We start from the raw sequence: 26971 nt of genomic DNA on the forward strand, positions 1-26971 counted from the left end.
CGTGACGGTGCTCCTCGATGTGAAGAACACGCCAAACGTTATTCAGCTGTATTACCCAGATGAGAATCGACGATCGGCCCGATTACATCGGCCGCATCGGCATTTGTCATCTCGTTGTGGAAAACCTCGACGTCGTGGATGACGATATCCCCTGTCACGTACGGTCGCCATTCCTGCGGTGATCTGACAATTCCGTCGCTCGCACCCTTCGTTGCGGAAAAGAACAAAACATCTCCGTCGAAGACGTCCGGCACGAACTCGGCCATGATTCTGGTCGAATTCTCGAATCCTGCGTTGATTCTTCGCAGATGATCGGCGGTCACTCCGGTCGTCTGACCCAAGGATTCGTCGAGCAGTTCCACGCCTCGCTCGTAGGTCAACGGCTCGGCCGACGGTTGCGCCGTCAGGTCGAGACCCAGTCCACCGAGCAGATTCTCGACGCTCAACGCTCCGTCGATGTTGTCGTCGTCGTGGCCGTCGACGTAGCTGTCCAGCAACGCGAGAGTGTGAACTTCGCTGCCGGTGCTGCGCAATTCCACAGCGATCGCGTGAGCGAGCGAGCCACCCAGCGACCAACCGAGCAGGTGGTACGGACCGACCGGCTGGACAGTGCGGATCTCGTCGGCGTATCGATGCGCGAGGTCACGAATCGAACCGAACGAAGTACCTTCCACGATGCTCGGCAGCTGCAGGCCGTACACGGGACGGTCGTCGGTCAATTTCGAGACGATACCGGCGTATCCCCACGAGAGCCCGATTCCCGGGTGGACGCAGAACAGCGGTGCCTTCGACCCGGTACCACGCAGCGGAATCATCACTCCGAACACCGAATCGAGATCGGCACCCGCGGCATCGGCGTCGGACGCAACCCGTGCGGCCAGCCCGGCCGGTGTTGGGTCGACGAACAGCGCTTGCAGCGGCACTCGTACTCCGATGGCACCTTCGATGGCCGGGACGATCTTCGTGGCCACCAGCGAGGTGCCGCCGAGCTCGAAGAAGTTGTCGTCCATGCCGACTCGCTCGACTCCGAGAACCTGAGCAAAGGCGTCGGCGATGGCGGCCTCCACGTCGGTACTCGGTGCTCGGTACGGAGTTGTCGAGACCGTCAGCTCCGGTATCGGCAATGCTCGACGATCGAGCTTGCCCACCGGGGTGAGCGGAATGTCGTCGAGTTCGATGATCGCCGACGGAACCATGTGGCGTGGAAGTACTTTGGCTACTCGATCCCGCAGCGCCTCGGTGTCGACCGTCTCGCCGTCTGCCGCAAGGACATACGACACGAGCACCGTGTCCCCGGACGCCGCGGTGTGTCCTATGGTGGCGGCAAATCCGACCTGTTCGTGCTCGGTGAGGGCGGAGTCGATCTCACCGAGTTCGATACGGAAGCCGCGCACCTTGACCTGGAAGTCGCTGCGTCCGACGAATTCGACAGCACCGGTACTCCCCCAGCGCACGACGTCGCCGGTGCGGTACATCCGCTCGCCCGGAGTACCGAACGGGTCGGCTACGAACCGCTCGGCCGTCAGTCCGAATCGCCGTAGGTACCCACGTGCAGTGCCTGGGCCGGCAATGTACAGCTCGCCTGACACACCTGCCGGGACCGGTCGCAGGCGCGCGTCGAGCACCAGGAACCGGAATCCGGTCCCAGGGCTGCCGACGTCCACCGTGCCGCCGGGCACCAACGGCCCACCGACACTCGCTTGGATGGTGGTCTCGGTCGGACCGTAGCCGTTGAACATCTTGCGGCCAGGTGCCCATTTCGCCACCAGTTCCGGAGTACAGGCCTCGCCGCCGACCGCAAGGACGCGGACAGTGCCGAGGCGAGTCTCGTCGATCGAGGACAACGCCGCCGGCGTCAGGAATGCGTGCGTGACGTGTTCGGACTCGAGCAGGTCGGCAAGTTCGCTGCCGCCGAACGTACCCGGCGGCACGATCACGACCGTGGCACCGACGCCGAATGCCATCGTCAGCTCGTACACCGACGCGTCGAAACTCGGCGAGGCGATGTGCGACACCCGCGAATCTCGGGTGGGTCGGAATCGCTCGATCACCTCGGCCTGCAGGTTGGCCATGCCTCGGTGTCGCACCGCGACGCCCTTCGGCCGACCCGTCGAACCCGACGTGTAGATCAAATATGCCGGGTGGTCGAGATGCAGCGTTGCCGTGCGCTCCGAGTCGGTGACGGCGTCCACGGGGTAACGAGACAGTTCCGAGGACGTCTCGGGATCGTCCAACACGAGCCACGGCACGGTGTCGGGTAGCGACTCCCTACTGTCGATATCGGTCAATCCCATTGCAGCGCGGGAATCTTCGAGCATGTGCGCGATGCGGTCGGACGGGTAGTTGGGGTCGACCGGCAAGAAAGCTGCGCCGGTCTTGGCGACCGCCCACACCGACAGGACCGATTCGATCGACCGAGGCAGTGCCAGGGCGACGAACGTTTCCGGGCCGACGCCGTAGTCGATGAGCATCCGAGCAATGCGGTTGGACCAGCTGTCGAGGTCGGCGTAGGACAAGCTCACGCCTCGATAGGTGACGGCGACCGCGTACGGGTCGAGTGCCACCGACGCGGCCAGCATTTCCGGCCATGTCCGCAGCGCGACGTCCGCCGAACCGCGGGCCGGTGCCAAAGCCTGCTTCTCGTCGGCACTGAGAATATCGATATCCCCCACCGGTGTGAGTCGGTCGTTCCCGACGGCGTCGAGTACGCGAACCAGACGCGCCGCGATGGCGTCGACGGTGGCTGCGTCGAACAGTGATGTGGCGTAGTCGAACGCTGCCTCGAAGCCGGCCGGTCGCCCGTCGTCCCCGAAATTCTCGGACACCAGGAGTTGCAGATCCTGCTTGGCCACGGGTACGTCGAAGTCGAAGCCCTCCACCCGTAGGTCGGGGAGCTCGAGTGACGCCTTCTCGTTGTTCTGGAACGACAGCGCCACCTGTGAAAGCGGAGCGTACGCCGTCGACCGGGTGGGATTGAGCACCTCGACGATGCGCTCGAACGGCATCTCGGTGTGATCGAAGGCGTCGAGATCGTGTGCCTTCACCTGCGTGAGCAGATCCACGAACGAGGTGGAGTCCACGACCCGGCTGCGCAACACCAACGTGTTGACGAACATCCCGACGAGGTCGTCCAGTCCCGCGTCGCCGCGCCCTGCCACCGGGGTGGTGATCGCGATGTCGTCGGTACCGCTCAGTCGTGCCAACACCACGGCGAACGCGGCGTGCAGCACCATGAACATGCTGACGTTCTGCTCGCGGGTCACCTCGACGAGTGCCCGGTGTATCTCGGCGTCGACGGTGAATCGCACCCGGCCACCCCGGAAATCCTGAGTGGTGGGTCGAGGGCGATCGGTGGGCAACGGCAACAGATCCGGCAGTCCTGCGAGCGTTGTGGTCCAGTACTTCAGCTGGGCCGCAGCCACGCTCGATTCGTCCTTTTCGTCGCCGAGCAACGAACGCTGCCAGAGCGTGTAATCGGCGTACTGCACCGGTAGCGGCCGCCAATCCGGCGCGCGCCCTGCGCTGCGAGCCGAGTATGCGAGTACGACGTCGCGCGCCAGCGGTGCCATCGATGCGCCGTCGGCTGCGATGTGGTGCACCACCATGGCGAGAACGAAGACCTGATCGTCCGCCGCCGAGCCGGTCGTGTCGAGCACCTGGAACAGTTCGACATGCACCGGGATCTCGGTGGTGACGTCGAACCCTCGACCCGCCAACAGGGCCACGCGATCGGTCAGTACCCCGGCATCGATCCGTTCGGGTTCGACCGTCGGTGCGACATCGCCGGCCGGGTGCACCAGCTGCACCGGGAACTGCGGTCCCTCGGGGAAGGTCGTGCGTAGCGACTCGTGGCGTTCGAGAACGTCGACGACCGCGGCGGCCAGTGCCGCAGTGTCGAGCTGCCCGGTCAGTTTGACGACCAAAGGCACGTTGTATGCCGCCGACGAGGTGTCGAACCGGTTGATGAACCACATACGTTGCTGAGCGAGGGACAGCGGAATGTGCTCGGGTCGCTGAACCGCGACGAGAGCCGGACGCTGGGTTCGGGTGTCCGCAGTACCGACCGCGTTCGCCAGACCCGACACCGTCGGCGTCTCGAAGATCGTGCGAACGCCGATCGCAGTACCGAATTCGGCGTTGACACGCGCGATCACCCGAGTTGCACTGAGCGAGTCGCCCCCCAGCTCGAAGAAGCTGTCGTCGGCACCGACTCGGTCGATGTCGAGGATCTCGGCGAACACCGCAGCGACGGTCAGCTCGGCAGGGGTGGTCGGCTCGCGGTACGACGTGGCCGCACCGAACTCCGGTATCGGCAGGGCAGCGCGATCGAGCTTGCCCACGGGGGTGAGCGGAATGGTCTCGAGCACGACGATGGCGCTCGGAACCATGTGAGACGGCAGCGCAGCGGCGAGATGATCGCGCAGCACAGCGGTGTCGACAGCCTCCCCTCCCAGACGCACGTAGGCAACGAGCACCGTCGCCCCCGAAGGCCCTGGAGTGCCGAAGGTCGCCGCGAAGTCCACCGCAGGATGCGCGGAGAGCGCCGCGTCGATTTCGCCGAGTTCGATGCGGAATCCGCGAACCTTGACCTGGGAGTCGCTCCGACCGACGTACTCGATGGTCAGATCCGGTGACCACCGCACCACGTCTCCGGTGCGATACATCCTCGAACCGGGTGCACCGAACGGATCGGCGACGAATCGCTCTGCCGTCAGGCCCATTCGGTCGTGGTAGCCGCGGGCCAGACCGACACCGGCGAGGTACAGCTCTCCTGCGACACCGACAGGAACCGGCTGCAGCCGTGAGTTCAGGACCACCTCGTGCACGCCGCGCACCGGCCCACCGATCGACACCGGCTCGCCGGCGACCATCGGTGCACTGATGTTGGACATGATCGTGGCCTCGGTCGGTCCGTACCCGTTGTACAGGTTGCGCCCGGGGGCCCACTTGCCGACCAACTCGGCCGGAACGGCCTCGCCGCCGACGACGACGTCAGCGAATGTTTCGAGACCTGTTGGGTCCACCGACGCGAGGGCAGACGGAGTGATGAATCCGTGAGTCACTGCCTCCGATGCCAACAACGACGCGAGTTCCTCGCCGCCGTACACCGTCGGTGGCACGATCACCATGGTTGCTCCGGCACCGAATGCGAGCAGATATTCGAGCACGGAGGCATCGAAGCTCGGCGACGAAACATGCAGTGTCCGTGAGTCTTTCGAGACGCCGTAGCGCTCGCGCTGCTCGGTCGCGAAGTTGTCGAGGCCGGAGTGGGTGACCACGACGCCCTTCGGAACGCCCGTCGAACCCGACGTGTAGATCGTGTACGCAGCACTGTCCAGAGTGACGCGACCGTGACGTTCGCTGTCGGCTATCGGCTCGTCACCGACGCCGTTCGGGCCGTCCGTGGCGAGATCGTCCAGAATGATCCATGCCACGGTCGAGGGCAGGTCGTCGAGATGGGCACGGGTGGTGACACCGAAACTCGCGCCCGAGTCCGCCAACATGTGCTCGATGCGATCGGCGGGGTAGTTCGGGTCGACCGGAACGAACGCGGCACCGGACTTGGCGACCGCCCACACCGTCAGAACGGATTCGATGGACCGCGCGATACCGAGCGCGACGAACGTCTCGGTGTGCACGCCGTGGCTCAGCAGGATCCGAGCGAGTCTGTTCGACCGTCGGTCCAGCTCCCGGTACGTCAGCTCTCCGTCCACGCTGCGCAGCGCGATGGCGTCCGGATCGATGGCTGCGGCGTCGGAGAAGATCTCCGGCAACAAACGTGTGGAGCGGCCCTCGATTCCGAATACCGGTGCCAGGGAGCCGAATTCGGCCTCATCGAGCAGGCTGAGTCGGGCCAGAGGCTGCTGCTCGTCTGCCAGCACTGCGCCGAGCACCCGCTCGACTCGATCGACGATGGCGTCGACGTCCTCGACATCGAAGAGTTCGGGCAGGTACTTGGCCTTCAGATTCAGGCGCTCGTCGACGGACGAGACCAGAGTCAGCGGATAGTGCGCGGCGTCGGTTCCCAGAATGTCGGTCACCTGCATACCGGCGAAATCCGTTGCCGCAGACGCGCCTGCGCGATCGACCGGGTACGACTCGAACACCGTCAGCGTGTCGAATGCGACCCCTGCACCTGCGGCACGCTGAATGTCGGTCAGTCCGAGGTAGTGGTGGTCCAGCAACGACGCCTGCTCGGACTGAACACGATCGACCAGAGCGCCCAGCGTCTCGCCGGGATCGAGCGTGACCCGAACGGGCAGCGTGTTGATGAACAGCCCGATCATGCCTTCGATGCCCGGGACCTCAGGCGGACGTCCCGAGACGGTGGCACCGAACACGACGTCGTCTCGACCGGTCAGTGTCGCGAGCACGACGCCCCACGCGGTCTGGACGAGCGTGTTGAGAGTCGACCCGCGGCGCGCCGCGAAATCGCGTAGGGCAGCGGTGGTCTCGATCGACAACGAGCGTTCGGATTCGCGGGAGACGGTGGACAATTGCCGCCCTCGATCGCCGGTGACCAGCAGGGTCGGCTCCTCGACGCCCGCCATCGCACTGACCCACTGCGCGGTGGAGATCGAGACGTCGCGTTGCCGCATCCATGTCAGATAGTCCCGGTACGCGGGCACCCGCGGCAGCATCGAGTCGTCGGACTCGGTGACGTACAGCGTGATGAGTTCCTTGACGACCAGCGGCGTCGACCACCCGTCCAGCAGAATGTGGTGGTTGGTCAGCAGCAGTCGCCAATGATCGTCGGCGAGGGTGATGAGCGTGAATCGAAGCAGCGGCGCGGAGTCCATCTCGAACCGAACACCGCGATCGGCTTCGAGGACTGCTTCCAGTGCAGCCTCGACATCGGCTGCACCGCGCAGATCGATCTCTGCCCATGGAACCGTGACCGAATTCTGCACGATCTGCAGAGACTCGCCGGAGCTGTTGTGGACGAACGCTGCCCGCAGATTCGGATGACGTGAGACGAGCTTGTCGACTGCGGCGTGCATCCGCGCGGAATCGACGGTGCCGCGCAACTCGAGGCCGAGTTGCACCATGTAGGCGTCGACGCCCGCAGAGTCGCTGCCGACCTCGCCCGCGAGGCGCGCGTGGAAGAGCAGGCCAGCCTGCAGCGGCGACATCGACCACACGTCGTCCAGGTCCGGGAACCTGTTCTCCAGTACCTCGATGGACCTCTGATCGATGTCGACCAGCTCGAGATCGGACGGAGTGAGACCACCCGCACCGTCGGCCGAGGCGTGCTCGGTGATCGCGGTGAGTGCCTGCGTCCAGAGCTCGATCAACCGATCCACCTCGTCGGCACCGAGGATCCCGGCCGGGAACGCGAAGGTGGCGTCCAGCTGCGGGCCGTCGGGTGTCGACGTCGTGACGGCATTGATGTCCAACGCGGCGGGCACGGGCATGTCCGGGTTCTGCGCGTCGCCCAGTTCGGCGTCGGCCACGGGAATCCAGCCCACGTCTTCCATGCCCTCGGACGAACCGGTCGAGAAGCGCCCGAGATAGTTGAAACTGACCTGCGGAGCGGCGTGATCGGACAGAGCTTCGGTTCCTGCGGGATCGAGGTACCGGAGCATGCCGTAGCCGATGCCGTGATCGGGGATCTCGAGCAGCTGCTCTTTGACGGCCTTGATCAGCGCGCCTGCGGAGTCTCCGCCGGACAACGCGTCGGCGATGTCGACGGAACCGAGGTCGAGGCGCACCGGGAAGATCGTGGTGAACCAGCCGACGGTTCGGCCGAGATCGGCTCCGGGAACCACGGCGTCTTCACGGCCATGGCCTTCGAGGGTGATCAGCGCACTGCGGACAGCGGCTCCCCGTTCGCGACGCCATGCCGTGAGCGCGAGAGCCAACCCGGCCAGCAGGCCGTCGTTGACGCTGCCCCGGAAGACATTCGGCACAGTCGTGAGCAGGCGCTCGGTGACCTCGACCGGCAGCGATGTGCGAATGCGCTGCACGGTGGCGTCGACATCGACGCTCTTGTCCAGTGGTCGCGAACCGATCGTCGGATCGTCGCCGCTGAGAATCCGCTGCCACAACCCGAGCTCGTCGGCGCGGCTCGCGGTGACGTCGGTCAATCCGGTGGACCAGCGCCGCATCGACGTGCCGATCGGTGCCAGCACAGGCTCGTCGCCCGCGACGATCTGGCTCCATGCCGTGGCCAGATCCGGAACGAGGATGCGCCAGGACACGCCGTCGATGACGAGGTGATGTGCGACGACGAGAAGTCGACCGGATCCGTTCGGGCCCTGGAACCACACCATCTGGACCATGACCCCGTCGGCGGGGATCAGTCGATCCGCTGCGGCGTCGAGTTCGGTTGCGGCGCGGGAAGAGAACTCGGCACCGTCCACGGAATCGACCGAGACGGCATGGATGACCGACGCGGCGGACACGGTCCCGATCGGAGATACTGCCTCGTGCCACGTGCCGTCCGAGTCCTGGAACAGACGCGACCGCAGCATGTCGTGACGATCGAGCACGGCCTGGACTGTGCGCTCGAGCGTGGTGGTGTCGATACCGACCGGGAGCTGAAGCAGAGCGGTCTGGGTGTAGCGACCGAAGTCGGTGCTGCGATCCAACATCCACCGAACGACCGGTGTCAGGGGTAGTGGGCCGACTCCCTCGCCGTCGAGTTCCTCCAGTACGACGACGTCGCCTCCGAGAACGACCACCTCGGCCAGCGCGGCCACGGTCTTGCGCTCGAAGATGTCGCGTGGAGCCAGCACCAGGCCGGCCGCCTTGGCGCGGGAGACCAGCTGAATCGACATGATGCTGTCGCCGCCGAGTGCGAAGAACGAGTCGTCGACGCCGACGGTGTCGAGTCCGAGCACGTCCGCGAACAAGCCGGCGAGAATGGACTCGACTTCTGTTGCAGGCAAGCGACTTTCGGTGACATTGGCCGAGAAGTCCGGTGCAGGCAAGGCGCGTCGATCGAGCTTGCCGTTGGCGGTGAGGGGCAGCTCGTCCAGCACGATCAGCGCGGCAGGCACCATGTAGGACGTCAGTGTGGTGCCCACGAAATCGAGAACGGCGGAATGGTCGAGGGTTCGACCGGACTCGGCAACGACGTAGCCGATCAATCGGTCACCGAATCCGTCGTCTCGTACCGAGACCACGGAGGCCGCGACACCGTCGAATGCGAGCAGAGCGCTTTCGATCTCACCGAGTTCGATGCGGAACCCGTGCAGCTGTACCTGCATGTCACTGCGGCCCAGGTATTCGAGCGCCCCGTCGCGGTTCCATCGCGCCGTGTCACCGGTGCGGTACATCCGGTGTCCGGCCGGACCGGAGGGGTCAGCCACGAAACGGGTTGCCGACAGGCCGGCCCGTCCGAGGTAGCCGCGCGAGAGCTGTGCCCCGGAGACGTACATTTCGCCGGTCACGCCAGGTGGCACAGGCTTCAGACGCGCGTCGAGAACGGCAACGTTCAGTGCCGGGATCGCCTGACCGATGACGCTGGCGGAGGCCGAGGCGGCGAACTCCTCGGTGAGAGCGAGGTGGCTCACGTGGACCGTCGTCTCGGTGATGCCGTACATGTTCACCAGGGTGGGCGCGGACTCGTCGTGTCGGGCATACCAACGGCCCAACTGTCCTAGATCGAGTGCCTCACCGCCGAAGATGACGTAACGCAGCGAGAGTTCTGCGGAATCCTCGGCAGCTCCCACGGCCGCGGTGGCAACCCTGTCGGCCTCAGCGAACTGGTAGAACGCCGTCGGTGTCTGGTTGAGCACCGTGACCTTCTCGCGCACCAGCAACTCGCGGAACAGCTCCGGCGAGCGTGCCGTGTAGTAATCGACGACGACGAGGGCTCCGCCGTGCAGCAACGGGCCCCACAGTTCCCACACCGAGAAGTCGAACGCGTACGAGTGGAACATCGTCCAGACATCGCGCTCGTCGAAATCGAACAGATCCGCGGTGTTCGCAAACAGTGTCGCCACATTGCGGTGTGCGATCTGGACGCCCTTGGGACGGCCGGTACTACCCGAGGTGTAGATGACGTACGCGATCGAATCTGCACCGGTCTTGCCCGAGCGGTCCGCATCCGTCAGCGGAGCGCCGGAGACGTCGTTCAACTCGGCGATCAGTTCCGGCGAATCGACGAGGAGAACGTCGAGGTCGGAGGTCGGCACCGCAGTGCTGTCGGCAACGGTGGAGATGACGCACACAGGCGAGGCGTCCTCGAGCATGAACGCGAGTCGGTCCGCCGGGTAGGAGACGTCGATCGGCAGATACCCGCCACCGGACTTGATCACGGCGAGCAGCGCCACGATCAGCTGCTCGTCACGTGGCACAGCGACCGCAACGAGCGATTCGGACGTCACGCCGCGCCCGACGAGAACCCGGGCCAGGCGGCTCGAACGGTCGTCCAGCTCGGCGTAGGTCATCGATCGATCGCCGAAGACCACGGCACGCGAATCCGGGAATCGCGCTGCAGCAGCGGCGAATCGGTCGGCCAAGGTCGAATCGTCTGCCGCGAGGCCCGAGTGGTTCCACTCGTGCGTCATCGCATCGAGCTCCCCGGGGAGCAGCAGGTCGATGTCGCCTACGGCGCTGTCAGGATCGGCAGTGACTGCGTCGAGGAGGGCGCCGAAGCGTGCGGAGAACTCCTGGACGGACGATTCCTCGAACAAATCGACCGCGTACGTGATCGCTGCGGTCATCCCGGACGGCGCACCGGTCTCGTCGAAGTTCTCCGCAACGGTCAGCTGTAGATCGAACTTCGCCACGTGTGCGTCGATGTCCACGGCTCGGACGGTCAGGTCCGGCAGCTCGAGCGTCGCCGAGGTGTTGTTCTGGAATTCGAGCAGAACCTGGAACAGCGGCGAGTGGTCGGTCGAACGCGTCGGGTCGAGTACGTCGACCAACCGCTCGAACGGGACGTCGGTGTTGTCGAATGCAGCCAGATCGGCTGTGCGCGTAGCGCGGAGCAGCTCGGTGAACGAGAGCTGCGGTGCCACGTCGGTGCGCAGAACGAGCGTACCCACGAACATGCCGACCAGATCGTCGAGTGCGGCGTCGCCGCGGCCTGCGATGGGGGTACCGACAGCGATGTCCTCGGTGCCGCTCAGTCGCGCCATCAGGACCGACCATGCCGCATGTACGGCCATGAAGACGGTTGCCTCGTTGGCGCGTGCGACGTCGACCAGTGATGCATGGGTGTCGCGGTCGATCTCGAAACGAACGCTGTTGCCGCGCAACGATTGACGGGCCGGGCGGGGATGATCCAACGGCAGCGGGAGAACCTCGGGCAGGTCCGCCAGGGCGGTTTTCCAGAAGTCCAGCTGTTGTGCGGCGAGTGACGACGGATCGGACTCGTCGCCGAGAACATCGCGCTGCCATAGCGCGAAGTCGGCGTACTGAACCTCGAGCGGTACCCACATCGGAACTGTGGCTGCGGCACGGGCTCCGTAGGCCACCATCACGTCTCGCGCCAGTGGTGCCATGGACGCTCCGTCGGCGGCGATGTGATGCACGACGATCGAGAGCACGAACTCGTCCGGTGCCAACCGGTACAGAACCGCACGGAAGGGCAGCTCGGTCGAGACGTCGAATCCCTGTGCCGCAGCGGCCGACACGGCCGCCACGACCTCGCCGGCGTCGAGATCGACGACGTCGAGCTCCGTCGATGCCGTCCGTACATCGAGAATCTTCTGCTCGGGTCGCTCCCCCTGCGTGGGGAACACCGTGCGCAGCGACTCGTGACGTTCCAGAACGTCGCCGACGGCCGCGCTCATCGCAGCGATATCGAGACGACCGGTCAGACGAACCGCGAGCGGGATGTTGTACGCCGCCGACGTCACGTCGAACTGGTTGATGAACCACATCCGTTGCTGAGCCAAGGACAACGGAATCGAACTCGGTCGCGGCTTCGCGACGAGTGCGGGGCGGCGAACCGTACCGAGCGGGTTGCTGTCCACGCGCTCGGCGAGCGACTCGACAGTGGGAGCCTCGAACAGGGCGCGCACACTGATCGCGGTGTCCAGGGCAGTGTTGACTCGTGCAGTGAGTCTGGTGGCGCTGAGGGAGTCGCCGCCCAGATCGAAGAAGCTCGAATCGATACCGACTGTCTCGATTCCCAGCACCTCGCCGAATATGTCGGCGATGATCCGCTCCGTCTCGGTACGGGGAGCACGTGAATCGCTTCCGAGATGGAGGTCGGGAGCAGGCAGTGCTTTTCGATCCAGCTTGCCGGCAGGGGTCAACGGAATCGACTCCAGCGCGACGAAGGCCGTCGGGATCATGTGTGTGGGAAGCGAACTCGACACATGGGTCCGCAAGGCGGTGGCGTCGATCTGCCGACCCGGTCGCGGGAGAACGTAGGCGACGAGAATCGTGTTTCCCGTCGGACCGTCGACCCCGACCGTAGTGGCGAATTCGACCGTCGGATCGTCGGTCAGAACAGCGTCGATCTCGCCCAGTTCGATGCGGAACCCGCGCACCTTGACCTGGAAGTCGCTGCGCCCGACGTACTCGAGTGTCCCGGATTCGGTCCACCGCACGACATCTCCGGTGCGGTACATCCGCGCACCCGGCTCGGCGAAGGGATGTGCAACGAATCGGTCTGCTGTCAGACCGAATCGGGAATGGTAGCCCCGGGCAAGCGCGGGCCCGGCGAGATACAGCTCTCCCGCAACTCCGACCGGAACGGGATGCAGCCGTGTGTCGAGAACGACCTCGCTGAAACCGATTGTCGGCGAACCGATGTCGATAGAGGAATCGACGCTCAGCGGATCGCTGATCGACGAGAAGATCGTCGCTTCGGTGGGTCCGTACGCATTGAACATCAGACGACCCGGTGCCCAGCGAGCCACCAGCTCGGGCGGGCAGACGTCTCCACCGGTGGCGACGACGCGCAGCTCGGTGAGGCCTTCGGGGTCGACCGATGCCAATGCTGCAGGCGTGACGAACGCGTGCGTCACGTTCTGCTCGGCGAGCAGTGCGGCCAGCTCGGTGCCGCCGTACACCGAGGTCGGTGCGATGACCATTGTCGCAGCGCCGGAGAAGACCATGACCAGTTCGAGGATGGAGGCATCGAAGCTCGGCGAAGCAAAAGCCAGAACTCGAGCATCGGGAGTCACCTCGAAACGGCTTCGCTCTTCCTCTGCCAGATTCGCGAGACCGCGATGGGTGACGGTGACGCCCTTGGGCACACCGGTCGAGCCCGACGTGTAGATCAAGTAGGCGACCTGATCGACGTGCATCGGACGCATTCGGTCGTCGTCGCGCACCGGGGTGGTCGAGAGATCGGCAAGCTCGGCGCGTGTCTCGTCCTGATCGAGGACGGTCCATCGGGCCGAGCCGAGACCGTCGACCGCGGTGACATGCGTGCCGAGTGTGAGGCCGATGGAGGCGCCCGAGTCGACCAACATGTGCTCGACGCGATCGCGGGGGTAGCTCGGATCGACGGGCAGGAATGCCGCGCCCGTCTTGGCGACCGCCCAGATACCGAGAACCGAATCGATGGAGCGTGGTAGAGCCAGTGCGACAACAGTTTCCGGTCCGGCACCGCGGGCGATGAGCGCGCGGGCAAGAGCGGAGGACCGCGCGTCCAGCTCGGCGTAGCCGAGGGTGCCGTCCCCGCTCCACAGAGCGAGGCCGTCGGTGTTCGTCGCCGCTGCACCGGTGAAGATGTCGGGGAGCAGACGAACACCCGACGACGCCGGGCCGTGAACCGGGGCCAGTCGACCCAGTTCGTCCTCGGACAGCAGTGACAGCGATCCGACGCGCCGATCGGTATCGGTGGCAATGGCCTCCAGTACCCGGACGATCCTGTCGATCGTCGCGCGAACGACGCTGTCCTCGAACAGTTCTGGCAGATACTTGGCTTCGATGTGCAGGCGGTCGTCGACCATGGCGACCAGAGTCAGTGGATACTGCGCGGTGTCGCTGCCGTCGTGGACGTCGTGGACATGCATGCCGGCGAGGTCGGTCTCGGCCGACAGTCCTGCACGGTCCATCGGGTAGGACTCGAACACCGTCAAGGTGTCGAAGGCGACGGCCGGTCCCACGGCGCGCTGGATGTCGGTGAGTCCGAGGTAGTGGTGATCGAGCAGAGCAGCCTGCTCGGCCTGCACCCGATCGAGGTATTCACCGAGTGTCTCGGATGGATCGAGCACGATCCTGACCGGCAGGGTGTTGATGAACAAGCCGACCATCGACTCGATATCGGACACCTCAGGCGGTCGTCCGGACACGGTCGCACCGAACACCACGTCGGAGCGTCCGGTCAAGGTGCCGAGGACCATGGCCCACGACGCCTGCACCATGGAGTTCATCGTCACGCCGCGTGCTCGGGCGACGGCCCGCAGTCGGTCGGTCTGTGCGGTGTCCAAGGAGATCAGCGCACGGCCGGCCAACGTCGACTCCTGGCGCCGACTTTCGACCGGAGTCAACAGAGTGGGTTCGGACAGTCCTGCGAGCGCGTCGGTCCACGCCGCAGTTGCCGACGAACGGTCACGTTTTGCGAGCCACGACAGGTAGTCGCGGTAGGCGGGGACGCGTGGGAGCACGGTCTCGTCGCCGTCGACCACGTACAGGGTCAAGAGGTCCTTGAGCAGCAGCGGCGTCGACCAACCGTCGAGCAGAATGTGATGGTTGGTCATCACCAGACGCCACTCACCCGGCGCCACCGTGATCAGCATGAAGCGCAGCAGCGGAGCCTGAGCCATGTTGAAACGGGTGGCTCGGTCCTCGTGTTCGATGCGTTCGAGCTCGGCGGCCCGCTCGTCGACGTCCAGACCGGTGAGGTCGATCGACGACCACGGTGCGTCCACCTCGTGATGCACGATCTGGATCGACTCGCCGTCGGTGTTGTGCACGAAGGCGGTACGTAGGTTGGCGTGCCTACGCAGCAGCGCCTGAGCAGACCGTCGGAACCGCGCTTCGTCGACGTGTCCGCGCAGTTCCAACACGAGTTGAACGATGTAGGCATCGACGGACTGATCCGACAGCTCGGCGTGGAACAGCAGACCGGCCTGCAGAGGCGTCATCGACCAGATGTCGTCCAGTGTCGGATAGACGCGTTCGAGATCGTCGATGGAGCTCTGGTCGAGCCGAACCAGCTGGAGATCGGATGGAGTGAAACCGCCGGCACCGGGCCGCTGCGCAAGCAGAGTCAGCGCGGTGAGTGCCTGACGCCACAGCTCGACCAGCTCTGCGACCTCGGCCGCGTCGAGAACGCCTGTCGGGAACGCGAACGAGGCTTCCAGCCGTGGGCCGGTCGGTGTCGCCGTGGTGACGGCGTTGATGTCGAGCACAGCGGCGACGGGTAGATCCTCGTCCTGCGAATCACCGACACCGGAATCGTCCACCGGCAACCAGCCGTGCCCGCGAAGCTCGTCCGGAATGTCGGTGCTGTAGCGCCCGAGGTAGTTGAAACTGATCTGGGGAGCCGGGAAGTCGCGAAGCGCAGCGGCACCCGTCTCGTCCAGGTATCGCAGCATGCCGTAGCCGATGCCGTGGTCCGGGACGGCCAGCAATTGCTCCTTGACCGACTTGATCAGGCGCGCTGCATCGGCGCCGCCCGCAAGAGCGTCGTCCAGATCGATACCGTCGAGGGTCAATCTGAGCGGGTAGATCGTAGTGAACCAACCGATGGTGCGGCCGAGATCGGCGCCGGGCACGACGTGGTCCTCACGGCCGTGGCCCTCGAGGGAGATGAGCGCGTCGTCGACGACCACGCCGCGACCTCGTCGCCAGACGGCGGTGGCAAGGGCCAGAGCTGCGAGAAGACCGTCGTTGACACTGCCGTGGAACGCGTCGGGCAGTGCGGTGAGCAGTCCCTCGGTGACGTCGGTCGACAGAGTCGTCTCGATCTTGTCCACGGTCCGGTACACGTCGATCTCGCGATCGAGTGCACGGGATCCGATGAGCGGATCGGGTTGCGCCACAACAGATCGCCAGAGCTCCAGCTCGTCGGCACGGGTCGCAGTGACCTCACGCAAGCCGTGAGACCAACGGCGCATCGAGGTGCCTACCGGAGCAAGTTCCGGTGTGTTTCCGCCGATGATCTGGGCCCATGCCGACGCGAGATCCGGAACGAGAATTCGCCAGGACACACCATCGATCACCAGGTGATGGGCGACAACGAGCAGACGGCTCCCCTCGGTGCCTGCGTCGAACCACACCATCTGGATCATGACGCCGGAATCGGGTGCCAAGCGGGCCACCGCTGCCGCGGCCTCGGTTCTGGCCTGCTCCGAGAACTCCGCTCCGTGAACGGTTGTCGACGAGACTCGGTGGACAACCGACTGCGCCGAGACCGATCCGACGGGAAGAACCTCCATCGCGGGGTGCTCACCGCGATGCAGTACACCGCGAAGCATGTCGTGGTGGTCGAGAACCGTCTGGACAGTGGCTTCGAGAACGTCGAGTTCGATGTCCGCCGGAAGCGTCAGGACAGCGGTCTGGGTGTGCTTGTCGAGCACTGCCGTGCGATCGAGCATCCACGCCACGATCGGGGTTAGCGGTACGTCTCCGACACCGCCGCCCGGCAGTTCCTCGAGCACGAGCGCAGCAGTTCCGTCACCGGCTGCGACCACCTCGGCCAGCGCGGCAACTGTCTTGTGCTCGAACACGTCTCGCGGCGAGAGGGCGAGGCCGGCTGCCTTGGCGCGCGAGACCAACTGAATGGACATGATGCTGTCGCCGCCGAGCGCGAAGAACGAATCGTCGACGCCGACGCGGTCGAGCCGCAGGACCTCGGCGAACAATCCGGCCAGCGTCTTCTCGACCGCATTGTCGGCATCGCGGCCGCCCGTGGTGACCTGGGCGGACCAGTCCGGTTCGGGTAGTGCGTTTCGGTCGAGTTTGCCTGCCGGAGTCAACGGAATCGACTCGAGCATCACCAACGCCGACGGCACCATATGCGCCGGCAACACCGACCCCACATGCTCCCGCAACGACGCCGCATCGAGAACCGTCCCCGCCACCGGCAACACATACGACACCAACACCGTCGCCCCGGCCGCACTCTCACGCCCCACCGTGACCACAAAATCGACACCCGGCACAGCAGCCAACACCGAATCGATCTCACCCAACTCGATCCGGAAACCACGCACCTTCACCTGAAAATCGCTACGCCCCACATACTCCAACGCACCCGAAGCATTCCACCGCACCACATCACCGGTGCGATACATCCGCGAACCCGCACCACCGAACGGATTGGCCACGAACCGCTCCGCCGTCAAACCCAACCGAGCGTGATACCCACGAGCCAACGCCGGACCCGCCAGATACAACTCACCCACCACACCCACCGGCACCGGATTCAACCGCGCATCCAACACCACCTCCGCGAAACCGATAGTCGGAGAACCGATATCGACAGACTCCCCCACCACCAACGCCGACGAAATCGACGAGAAAATCGTCGCCTCCGTCGGACCGTACGCATTGAACATCCGCCGACCCGGCGCCCACCGCGCCACCAACTCCGGCGCACACACATCACCACCGGTGACCACAACCTGAACCGAATCCAACCCCACCGGATCCACCGACGCCAACGCCGCAGGCGTCACGAACGCATGGGAGACCCGCTCCTGCGCCAACAACGACGCCAACTCCACCCCACCGAACACCAACGGCGGAGCAATCACCATCGTCGCCCCACCCGAAAACGCCAACACGAACTCGAGAATCGACGCATCGAAACTCGGCGACGCAAACGCCAACACCCGAGACGACGGACCCACACCGAACCGAACCCGCTCCTCAGCAGCCAAGTTCCCCACACCACGATGAGTGACCACCACACCCTTGGGCACACCAGTGGACCCCGACGTATAAATCAGATACGCCGCATCATCGAGACGCAACACCCCCGAACGCTCGGCATCCAACACCGGAGCAGCCGACCGAAACGCCAGATCCGCCACCACATCCGGATCATCGAGCACCACCCACGACACCCCACCCACACCCGACACCGCACCCACATGAGCACCCAACGTCACACCCACCACAGCACCCGAATCGACCAACATGTGCTCGATCCGATCCACCGGATAATTCGGATCCACCGGCAAGAACGCACCACCGGCCTTCGCCACCGCCCACACCGCCACCACAGACTCCACCGACCGCGACAACGCCAACGCCACGAACGACCCCGGACCCACACCACACGACATCAACATCCGCGCCAACCGCGACGACGCCGCATCCAACTCACCATACGAAAGCACCCGCGAACCCGACACCACCGCAACACCACCGACACCAGCCACACCCACCGCACCAGCCAACAACTCCGGCAACACCACACCCACCACAGACCGCGGACCACGAACCGGAGCCAGGGTGGCGTATTCGTCGTTCGACAGAATGTCGATGTCCCCGATCCGGACGGACGGGTCCGTCGTCACGACATCGAGGATTCGCGCAAGGCGGTCGGCGAGGACTCGGACTGTGTCGGCATCGAACAGTTCTGTGGCGTAACGGAAACCGGCATCGATGCCGACCGGTGCCCCGAACTTGTCGAATTCTTCCGAGACCGTCAACTGCAGGTCGAAATTGGAGATGTGATTGGGCAGTTCGATGCCCTCGATCGACAGACCGGGCAACGTCACCGTCGGTCGGTCGGTGTGCTGGAACTCGAGCATCACCTGGAACAACGGCGCATGGGCGGTCGATCTCGCGGGATCGACCGCATCGACGACGCGCTCGAACGGGATGTCCGAGTGTGTGAACGCCGCAAGGTCGGTGGCCCGCACGTCCGAGAGGAGATCCTCGAAACGAGTGGAGCCCGGCACCTGGGTGCGTAGCACGAGGGTATTGACGAACATGCCGACGAGCTCGTCGAGCGCAGCATCCCCTCGACCCGAGATCGGCGTTCCCACCGAGATGTCCTCGGTGCCGGACAGTCGGGCGAGAAGGACGGCCAATGCGGCGTGCACGATCATGAACGAGCTCGAATTGTGCTCGGCAGCAACAGTTGCGAGCCGCACATGGATGGCCGCGTCGATCTCGAACGAGACCGACTCGCCGCGCAGAGACGCCACCGCCGGGCGGGGGCGATCGGTTGGCAGCGGCAGAACCTCGGGGCTGCCGGACAATGTGTCGACCCAGTAGGTCGATTGCTGTGCCATCAGCGACTCGGGATCGGACTCCGTGCCGAGGTATCGACGCTGCCACAGTGCGTAATCGGCGTACTGGACCGGCAACGGTTCCTGGCTCGGTGCGTGCCCTGCGGCACGGGCGCTGTACGCCACCATCAGATCGCGGGCCAGCGGGGCGCTGGAGAAGCCGTCGGAAGAGATGTGGTGCACCACCATGACGAGTACGTGCTCGTTCTCGCGCTCCCGGATCAATCGGACGCGCGACGGAACGTCCGCAACCACGTCGAAGCCCGAGCCGGCGACATCGCCGATCAGTTCGTGCACATGCCGGTCGTCGTCCGCAGTGATCGGAGTCAGATCCGGCAGTGCCGACGCCACATCGAGAATCGATTGCACAGGGCCGTCGTCGGACAGCGGGAACATCGTGCGAAGAGACTCGTGCCGCGTCAGCACATCGCCGATGGCCGATCGCATCGCGTCGACGTCGAGGGCACCGCTCAGTCGCATGGCGAACGCAACGTTGTAGGCAGCCGACTCGGTGTCGTACTGATTGATGAACCACATTCGTTGCTGCGCCAGCGACAGCGGCACCACGTCGGGCCGCTCCTGCGGAATCAGTCGTGGAGCCGCGTCGGCGTCGTGTTCGCGGATGTCGATGCCTGCGGACAATGCGCGCACGGTGGGCGCGTCGAACAGATCCCGGATACCGATATTGCTTCCGAGTGCGGCATTGACCCGCGCTACCAATCGCATCGCGATCAGCGAGTTGCCACCGATCTCGAAGAAGCTCGACGTGACGCCCACCTGGGAAATGCCGAGCAGGTCAGCGAAGATGCCGGCCACGATTTCTTCGACGGGGTTCTCGGGACCGACGAATTCCGCAGCGGCGACGGTGAACTCGGGTGCAGGCAGCGCCTTTCGATCGAGCTTTCCGCTGGCGTTGACCGGCAGCGAATCGAGCACCACCACGTGCGAGGGCACCATGTAGGCCGGAAGCCGCCGCGCGGCCTCGGCCGTCAGATCGGTGGGGTCGACGGCAACACCGGGTGCGCCCACGACGTACGCAACCAGCGTCTCACCGGTGTTGGGGTCCTTGTGTACCAATGCGATCGCTTGGGCGACCGACTCGGACCGCAGCAGGACGGCTTCGATCTCGGGCAGTTCGATACGCAGGCCGCGCAACTTGACCTGAAAATCGGTACGGCCGATGTACTCGAGCTCACCGTCGGCGCGCCAGCGGACCAGATCGCCTGTGCGGTAGAGCCGCTCACCCGGTTCCCCGAACGGGTCGGCGACGAAGCGATCTGCCGTCAGATCGCCGCGGCCTACGTAACCGCGTGCGAGTTGGACACCCGCGAGATACAGCTCGCCGGGTGCGCCGATCGGTGCCAGCCGCAACGACGCGTCGAGCACGTACAACCGGGTGTTCCACACCGGTGCGCCGATGGGGATGGAGACCGGATCCCGTCCGGTCACGTGGTAGTAGCTGACGTCGACTGCGGCTTCGGTCGGACCGTAGAGATTGTGCAACTCCGCGAGGGAGAACCGAGCGAACTGTGCCGCGGTGGCAGGCGGAAGTGCCTCGCCACTGCAGAAGACGAGCCGCAGCGATGTGCACTCTGCAGCCCGGGCGCCGGCCGCGAACACAGCGAGCATCGACGGTACGAAGTGCACGGTGGTGATGTGCTCGTCGGCGATGATGCGGGACAGGTACGCGGGGTCGCGGTGTCCGTCGGGTTCTGCCACCACGAGTTTGGCACCCACCTGAAGTGGCCAGAAGAATTCCCACACCGAGACGTCGAAGGTGGCGGGCGTCTTCTGCAGAACGGTGTCGGCGGGCTCGAGGCGATACTCGTGCTGCATCCACAGCAGGCGATTCACTATGGCGGAGTGCGTGACTGCCACGCCCTTGGGCCGGCCGGTGGAACCGGAGGTGTAGATCACGTAGGCGGTGTTCGAGCCACCCAGGCTGCCCAGTCGATCGGCATCGGTGACCGACGAGTGATCGCGATCGGAGACGTCCAACAGATCGACGGCGAGAACGGGAGTTGCCACCGGAATGTTGATCCAGTCGCGGCTCGTGGTGAGAATGCACACCGGTTGAGCACTCGACAGTACGTAGGACGACCGCTCGACCGGATGGTCCGGGTCGATCGGCACATACGCACCACCGGCCTTGACGATGGCGTACATGCCCACGAGCAGGTCGATCGATCGTCGCATTGCCAGGCCGACGTGGGATTCCGGAGCCACGCCGAGCGAGATGAGGTGCCGAGCGAGCTGATTGGCACGCTCGTCCAGTTCGAGATACGTGATGTGCTCGTCCTCGAACACCAGCGCGGTCGAGTACGGACTGCGGAGCACCTGCCGGTCGAACATGCTGCTCAGCGTGACGCCGATGTCTCCGGCCGGGATCTGCTGGTGGACCGAAGACGATTCGATCAGTCGTGCGGTGTCGTTCCACTCGAACAGAACGAGTTCCCGTTCTGCGGCGGAGAGGATGTCGATGTCGCCGGTTCGGACGTCCGTCGACGTGCCGATGGTGGAGACGATTCGCAGGAAGCGGTCGACGAACCGATCGATGGTGTCGGGATCGAACAGATCTGTGGCGTAGGTGAAGGCGGCCGACAACGCACCGGTTTCGTCGGCGGGGTTCTGATCGACCCGTAGTTGCAGATCGAACTTCGCTGTGTCGGTGCTGATTTCCTCGAACTCGACGGTGAGATCGGGCAGTTCCAGCGTGGCCGCGGCGTTGTTCTGGAATTCGAGGAGAACCTGGAACAGCGGCGAATGATCGGTCGATCTCGCCGGATCGAGCACATCGACGAGTCGCTCGAACGGAATGTCGGTGTTGTCGAAGGCCGCGAGATCGGATCGTCGGGTACCGGCCAACAACTCGCCGAACGTCGCGTGCGGCTCGACCTGTGTACGCAGCACGAGCGTGCCGACGAACATACCGACCAGATCGTCGAGGGCTGCGTCCCCTCGACCGGCGATCGGGGTTCCGATAGCGATGTCGCGGGTGCCGCTCAACCGGGCGAGCAGCAAAGCAAGCGCGGAGTGGACCACCATGAACAGCGTCGACTCGTGTTCGGCCGCAACCGAAGACAATCGAGCGGCGACATCGGCCGGAATGGTGAACGGGGTGACGCTGCCACGCATCGACTGCCGAATCGGCCGTGGTCGATCGAGTGGCATCGGCAACACGTCGGGTAGATCTGCCAGTGCCGACTGCCAGAAGTCGATCTGCCGCGATGCCACGGATGTGGGGTCGTTCTCGTTGCCGAGGACGGCATGTTGCCACAAGGCGAAGTCCGCGTACTGCACGGCCAGGGGATCCCACATCGGAGCCGATCCCGCAGACCGGGCACCGTAGGCGACCATGACGTCGCGCGCCAGCGGTGCCATCGAGGCACCGTCGGCAGCAATGTGGTGTACCACGATGGCGAGCACAAAACTTTCCGCGCCGGTCCGATACAGCACGGCGCGGAATGGAAGATCGACCGTGACGTCGAATCCTGTTGTCGCAGAGGTGCGGACGAGTGCGTCTACCGACGCGGCGTCGACCTCGACGAAGTCGAGTGGGAGGTTGGGTCCGGTGACGTCCTCGACCGGGGTGATGACCTGGTTCGGCAGATCTCCCCCGGTGGGAAACACCGTCCGGAGAGATTCGTGGCGCGACAGAACGTCGCCGATGGCCGCGGACATCGCGGTGACGTCCAGGCGACCCGTCAAACGGACGGTGAGTGGAATGTTGTACGCGGGCGACGCCACATCGAACTGGTTGATGAACCACATTCGCTGCTGAGCGAGAGAGAGCGGAACGGACTCGGGTCGTTCGACAGCCACGAGTGCCGGGCGGCGGTGCAACGAGGCACCCTTTGCCTCCGCACGTTCTGCCAGCGTGCGCACCGTCGATGCCTCGAACAGGTCGAGAACCTTCAGATCGGTTCCGAGGGCAGAATTGGCTCGCGCGATCAATCGCGTTGCCACCAGCGAGTTTCCGCCGAGATCGAAGAAGCTGTCGGTCACACCTACCCGATCGACCTCGAGAACGTCGCAGAAGACAGCGGCCACAGCGGCTTCGTACTCCGTCTGCGCGGCCTCGAACGCACCGTGCGATCCGAGTTCCGGTTCGGGTAGTGCGTTTCGGTCGAGTTTGCCTGCCGGAGTCAACGGAATCGACTCGAGCATCACCAACGCCGACGGCACCATATGCGCCGGCAACACCGACCCCACATGCTCCCGCAACGACGCCGCATCGAGAACCGTCCCCGCCACCGGCAACACATACGACACCAACACCGTCGCCCCGGCCGCACTCTCACGCCCCACCGTGACCACAAAATCGACACCCGGCACAGCAGCCAACACCGAATCGATCTCACCCAACTCGATCCGGAAACCACGCACCTTCACCTGAAAATCGCTACGCCCCACATACTCCAACGCACCCGAAGCATTCCACCGCACCACATCACCGGTGCGATACATCCGCGAACCCGCACCACCGAACGGATTGGCCACGAACCGCTCCGCCGTCAAACCCAACCGAGCGTGATACCCACGAGCCAACGCCGGACCCGCCAGATACAACTCACCCACCACACCCACCGGCACCGGATTCAACCGCGCATCCAACACCACCTCCGCGAAACCGATAGTCGGAGAACCGATATCGACAGACTCCCCCACCACCAACGCCGACGAAATCGACGAGAAAATCGTCGCCTCCGTCGGACCGTACGCATTGAACATCCGCCGACCCGGCGCCCACCGCGCCACCAACTCCGGCGCACACACATCACCACCGGTGACCACAACCTGAACCGAATCCAACCCCACCGGATCCACCGACGCCAACGCCGCAGGCGTCACGAACGCATGGGAGACCCGCTCCTGCGCCAACAACGACGCCAACTCCACCCCACCGAACACCAACGGCGGAGCAATCACCATCGTCGCCCCACCCGAAAACGCCAACACGAACTCGAGAATCGACGCATCGAAACTCGGCGACGCAAACGCCAACACCCGAGACGACGGACCCACACCGAACCGAACCCGCTCCTCAGCAGCCAAGTTCCCCACACCACGATGAGTGACCACCACACCCTTGGGCACACCAGTGGACCCCGACGTATAAATCAGATACGCCGCATCATCGAGACGCAACACCCCCGAACGCTCGGCATCCAACACCGGAGCAGCCGACCGAAACGCCAGATCCGCCACCACATCCGGATCATCGAGCACCACCCACGACACCCCACCCACACCCGACACCGCACCCACATGAGCACCCAACGTCACACCCACCACAGCACCCGAATCGACCAACATGTGCTCGATCCGATCCACCGGATAATTCGGATCCACCGGCAAGAACGCACCACCGGCCTTCGCCACCGCCCACACCGCCACCACAGACTCCACCGACCGCGACAACGCCAACGCCACGAACGACCCCGGACCCACACCACACGACATCAACATCCGCGCCAACCGCGACGACGCCGCATCCAACTCACCATACGAAAGCACCCGCGAACCCGACACCACCGCAACACCACCGACACCAGCCACACCCACCGCACCAGCCAACAACTCCGGCAACACCACACCCACCACAGACCGCGGACCACGAACCGGAGCCAGTCGAGCGCGCTCGGCCGCGGACAGCATGTCCACGTCACCGATCAGCAGCTCGGGTGCATCCGTGAGTGCATCGAGAATTCGGACCACTCGGCGGCCGAATTGCGACATGCTCGCGGCGTCGAACAGTTCTGTGGCGTAATCGAAAACGACACCGACCGAATCGGACTCGTTCACGGTGACGACCAGATCCATGTCGATTCCGTCGTGCGGCAGAACTGCGGGACCGAATCGAAGCGCAACCTGAGCCAGCGGGCTGTGCGAGCCGGACCGAGACAGACCGAGCGCGCCGACGACGTCGTCGAACGCCACGTCACCGTGTGCGAGTGCAGCGTCGAAATCGACCTCGGTCGCAGCGACGAAGTCGCCGAAAGACTGCCGTCCGTTCGGGTTGGTTCGCAGAACGACGGTTTCGCCGCTGTCGACGGGCACGGCGATCGAGACGTCGTCGGTGCTGGCAAGGCGTGAAAGAAGCACGGCGAGAACGGATTCGAACACCACGAACGGCGTTGTCGCCCGGTCGGCGGCCAGTTGTTCGACTGCTGCCCAGGTGGTGGATCCGAGGGTGATCTCGTGCGATGCGCGAACATGGCCGATACGTGAAGGACGGACGCGATCGCTGGGGATGCCGATCAGGTCCGGAGAATCGGAGAGTCGATCCGTCCAGTAGGCGAGCTGAGCGGCGGCGCGTCGGCGTCGACGGCCTTCGTGGGCGCTGTCCGGATGTACTTCGGCGACAACGACATCGGGGGCGGCCGCGATGAATGCTTCGGCCATATCCACGAAACTCGAGTGGTGCGCCGTGAGGTCGTCGTCGTCGTACCGGTTCGGGTTGGCCCTGAAATCGACGAATGTTCTTGCAGGTGAACCGCTCTGGTACACGTTGACCAAAAGGTCTTCCACAGGTCCCGACGTGACGATGTTGAACTCGCCGACAATGGAACCGAGGTTGATCTGCTGGTGGAACAGCATCATGTTGACCATCGGCCCGGTGAGCTGCTTGTCGCTACCCGAGGCCGCCAGCTCGCGCCGGATGTCCTCGATGCTGAACCGCTGGTGCCTGAGCGCGCCCATCAACTCGAGCTGGACCTGCTGGACCAGTTCACCGACGGTGGCGTCCTCTCGGACGTGCATCGGAATCGGTGCGACGTTGACCAGCATTCCGCCGGATCGGCGGAGCAACGCCGTGGTTCGGGCGGACACCGGAATATTGACCAGTACGTCGTCTCGTCCGGTCATTCGCGAGAGGTAGCAGCCGAACGCGGCGATGAACACCGCGGCCGAGGTTCCGCCCTTGGTGGAATCGGACTCTTCGAGAGCGGTGACGACGTCGGCGGGCAGAGCGATGCTGCGCAACTTGCTGGCGGCAATCGTGCGGCCGTCCGTGTTCGACAGAGTTGCTCCGTCGTGAATGTCGGCGGCGCGGGCGACCCAATATTCCTTGTCGGACTCGAAGCGTGTCGACGTCCGGTACTCCTGATCGAGCTCGTACAGACGGCGCAACTCGGCCGCCTTGTTGGGCTCGGGTTCGGAGTGCTCGACGGCGGCTGTGTACAGCGCTGCGGTGCGGTTGACGAGCGTCATGGCACCGTAGCCGTCCAGGGCCACGTGGTGGATCTTGCTGTACCAGAGGTTGCGCTCGTCCTCGACCTGAATGATCCAGCTCTCGACCAGCGGATCGTTCTCCATGTCGACCGGCTGCACGTAGTTGTGGTCGATCCACTGCAGCGCCGAGGACATCGGATCGTCCTCGCCGCGAAGATCCAGATAGTGCACGGATTGGTCGATCGAATGATCGACCAGCTGAACGGCCTCTCCGTCGACTTCGGCCAGACGGAGGTAGGCGGACTGGAACTCGTGTCCGGCCTGAGCCGATGCTTCCTGCAGCACTGCTATGTCGAGGTTGCCTCGCAGGTCGACGTACTGGGCGATGCAGACTGCAACGTCAGGCGCCAGCTGCTGAGCGAACCACATTCCCCGCTGGGCGGAGGAGAGTGGGAAGCCGTTTTCGAAACCGGTGCCGGTCGGCGGCGTCTGAGACCCACCGGTCGTTGTTGCGCGCATTCACTTGCCCTTCGGCGGCACGGTCGCGGTGGCGAAATCCGACGCCGAATTCATCGGCTCGTACGTTTCGGTCCGGTTCGGGGTGTCGAGCCGCGGCGGCTTGTGCGCGCGATTGAGCAATTCTGGCTTCCGTTCTGGTCTGCGTTCGTGTCGGTTCACACACGCTCGATGTA

At 64.7% G+C, this 26971-nt stretch carries 2 protein-coding genes; both read right to left on the reverse strand.

Going from position 1 to position 26971, the window contains the following annotated elements:
- Window positions 1–38: 38 nt before the first annotated feature.
- A complete protein-coding gene (locus tag BH93_RS13500; protein WP_165712709.1) occupies window positions 39–26798 on the reverse strand; it encodes a non-ribosomal peptide synthase/polyketide synthase in 26760 nt (8919 codons plus the stop codon).
- On the reverse strand, window positions 26799–26957 hold the full coding sequence (locus BH93_RS13505; RefSeq protein ID WP_155290941.1) for a hypothetical protein: 159 nt from the start codon (window positions 26955–26957) through the stop codon (window positions 26799–26801).
- Window positions 26958–26971 lie beyond the last annotated feature (14 nt).

Origin of the sequence: Rhodococcoides fascians A25f (assembly GCF_000760935.2) — a bacterium.
In the GTDB taxonomy this organism is placed as follows: domain Bacteria; phylum Actinomycetota; class Actinomycetes; order Mycobacteriales; family Mycobacteriaceae; genus Rhodococcoides.

What these genes read in the sequence shown, in the direction of transcription:
- BH93_RS13500 (WP_165712709.1), bottom strand. Translation starts at nt 26,798, where the DNA reads ATGCGCGCAACAACGACCGGTGGGTCTCAGACGCCGCCGACCGGCACC.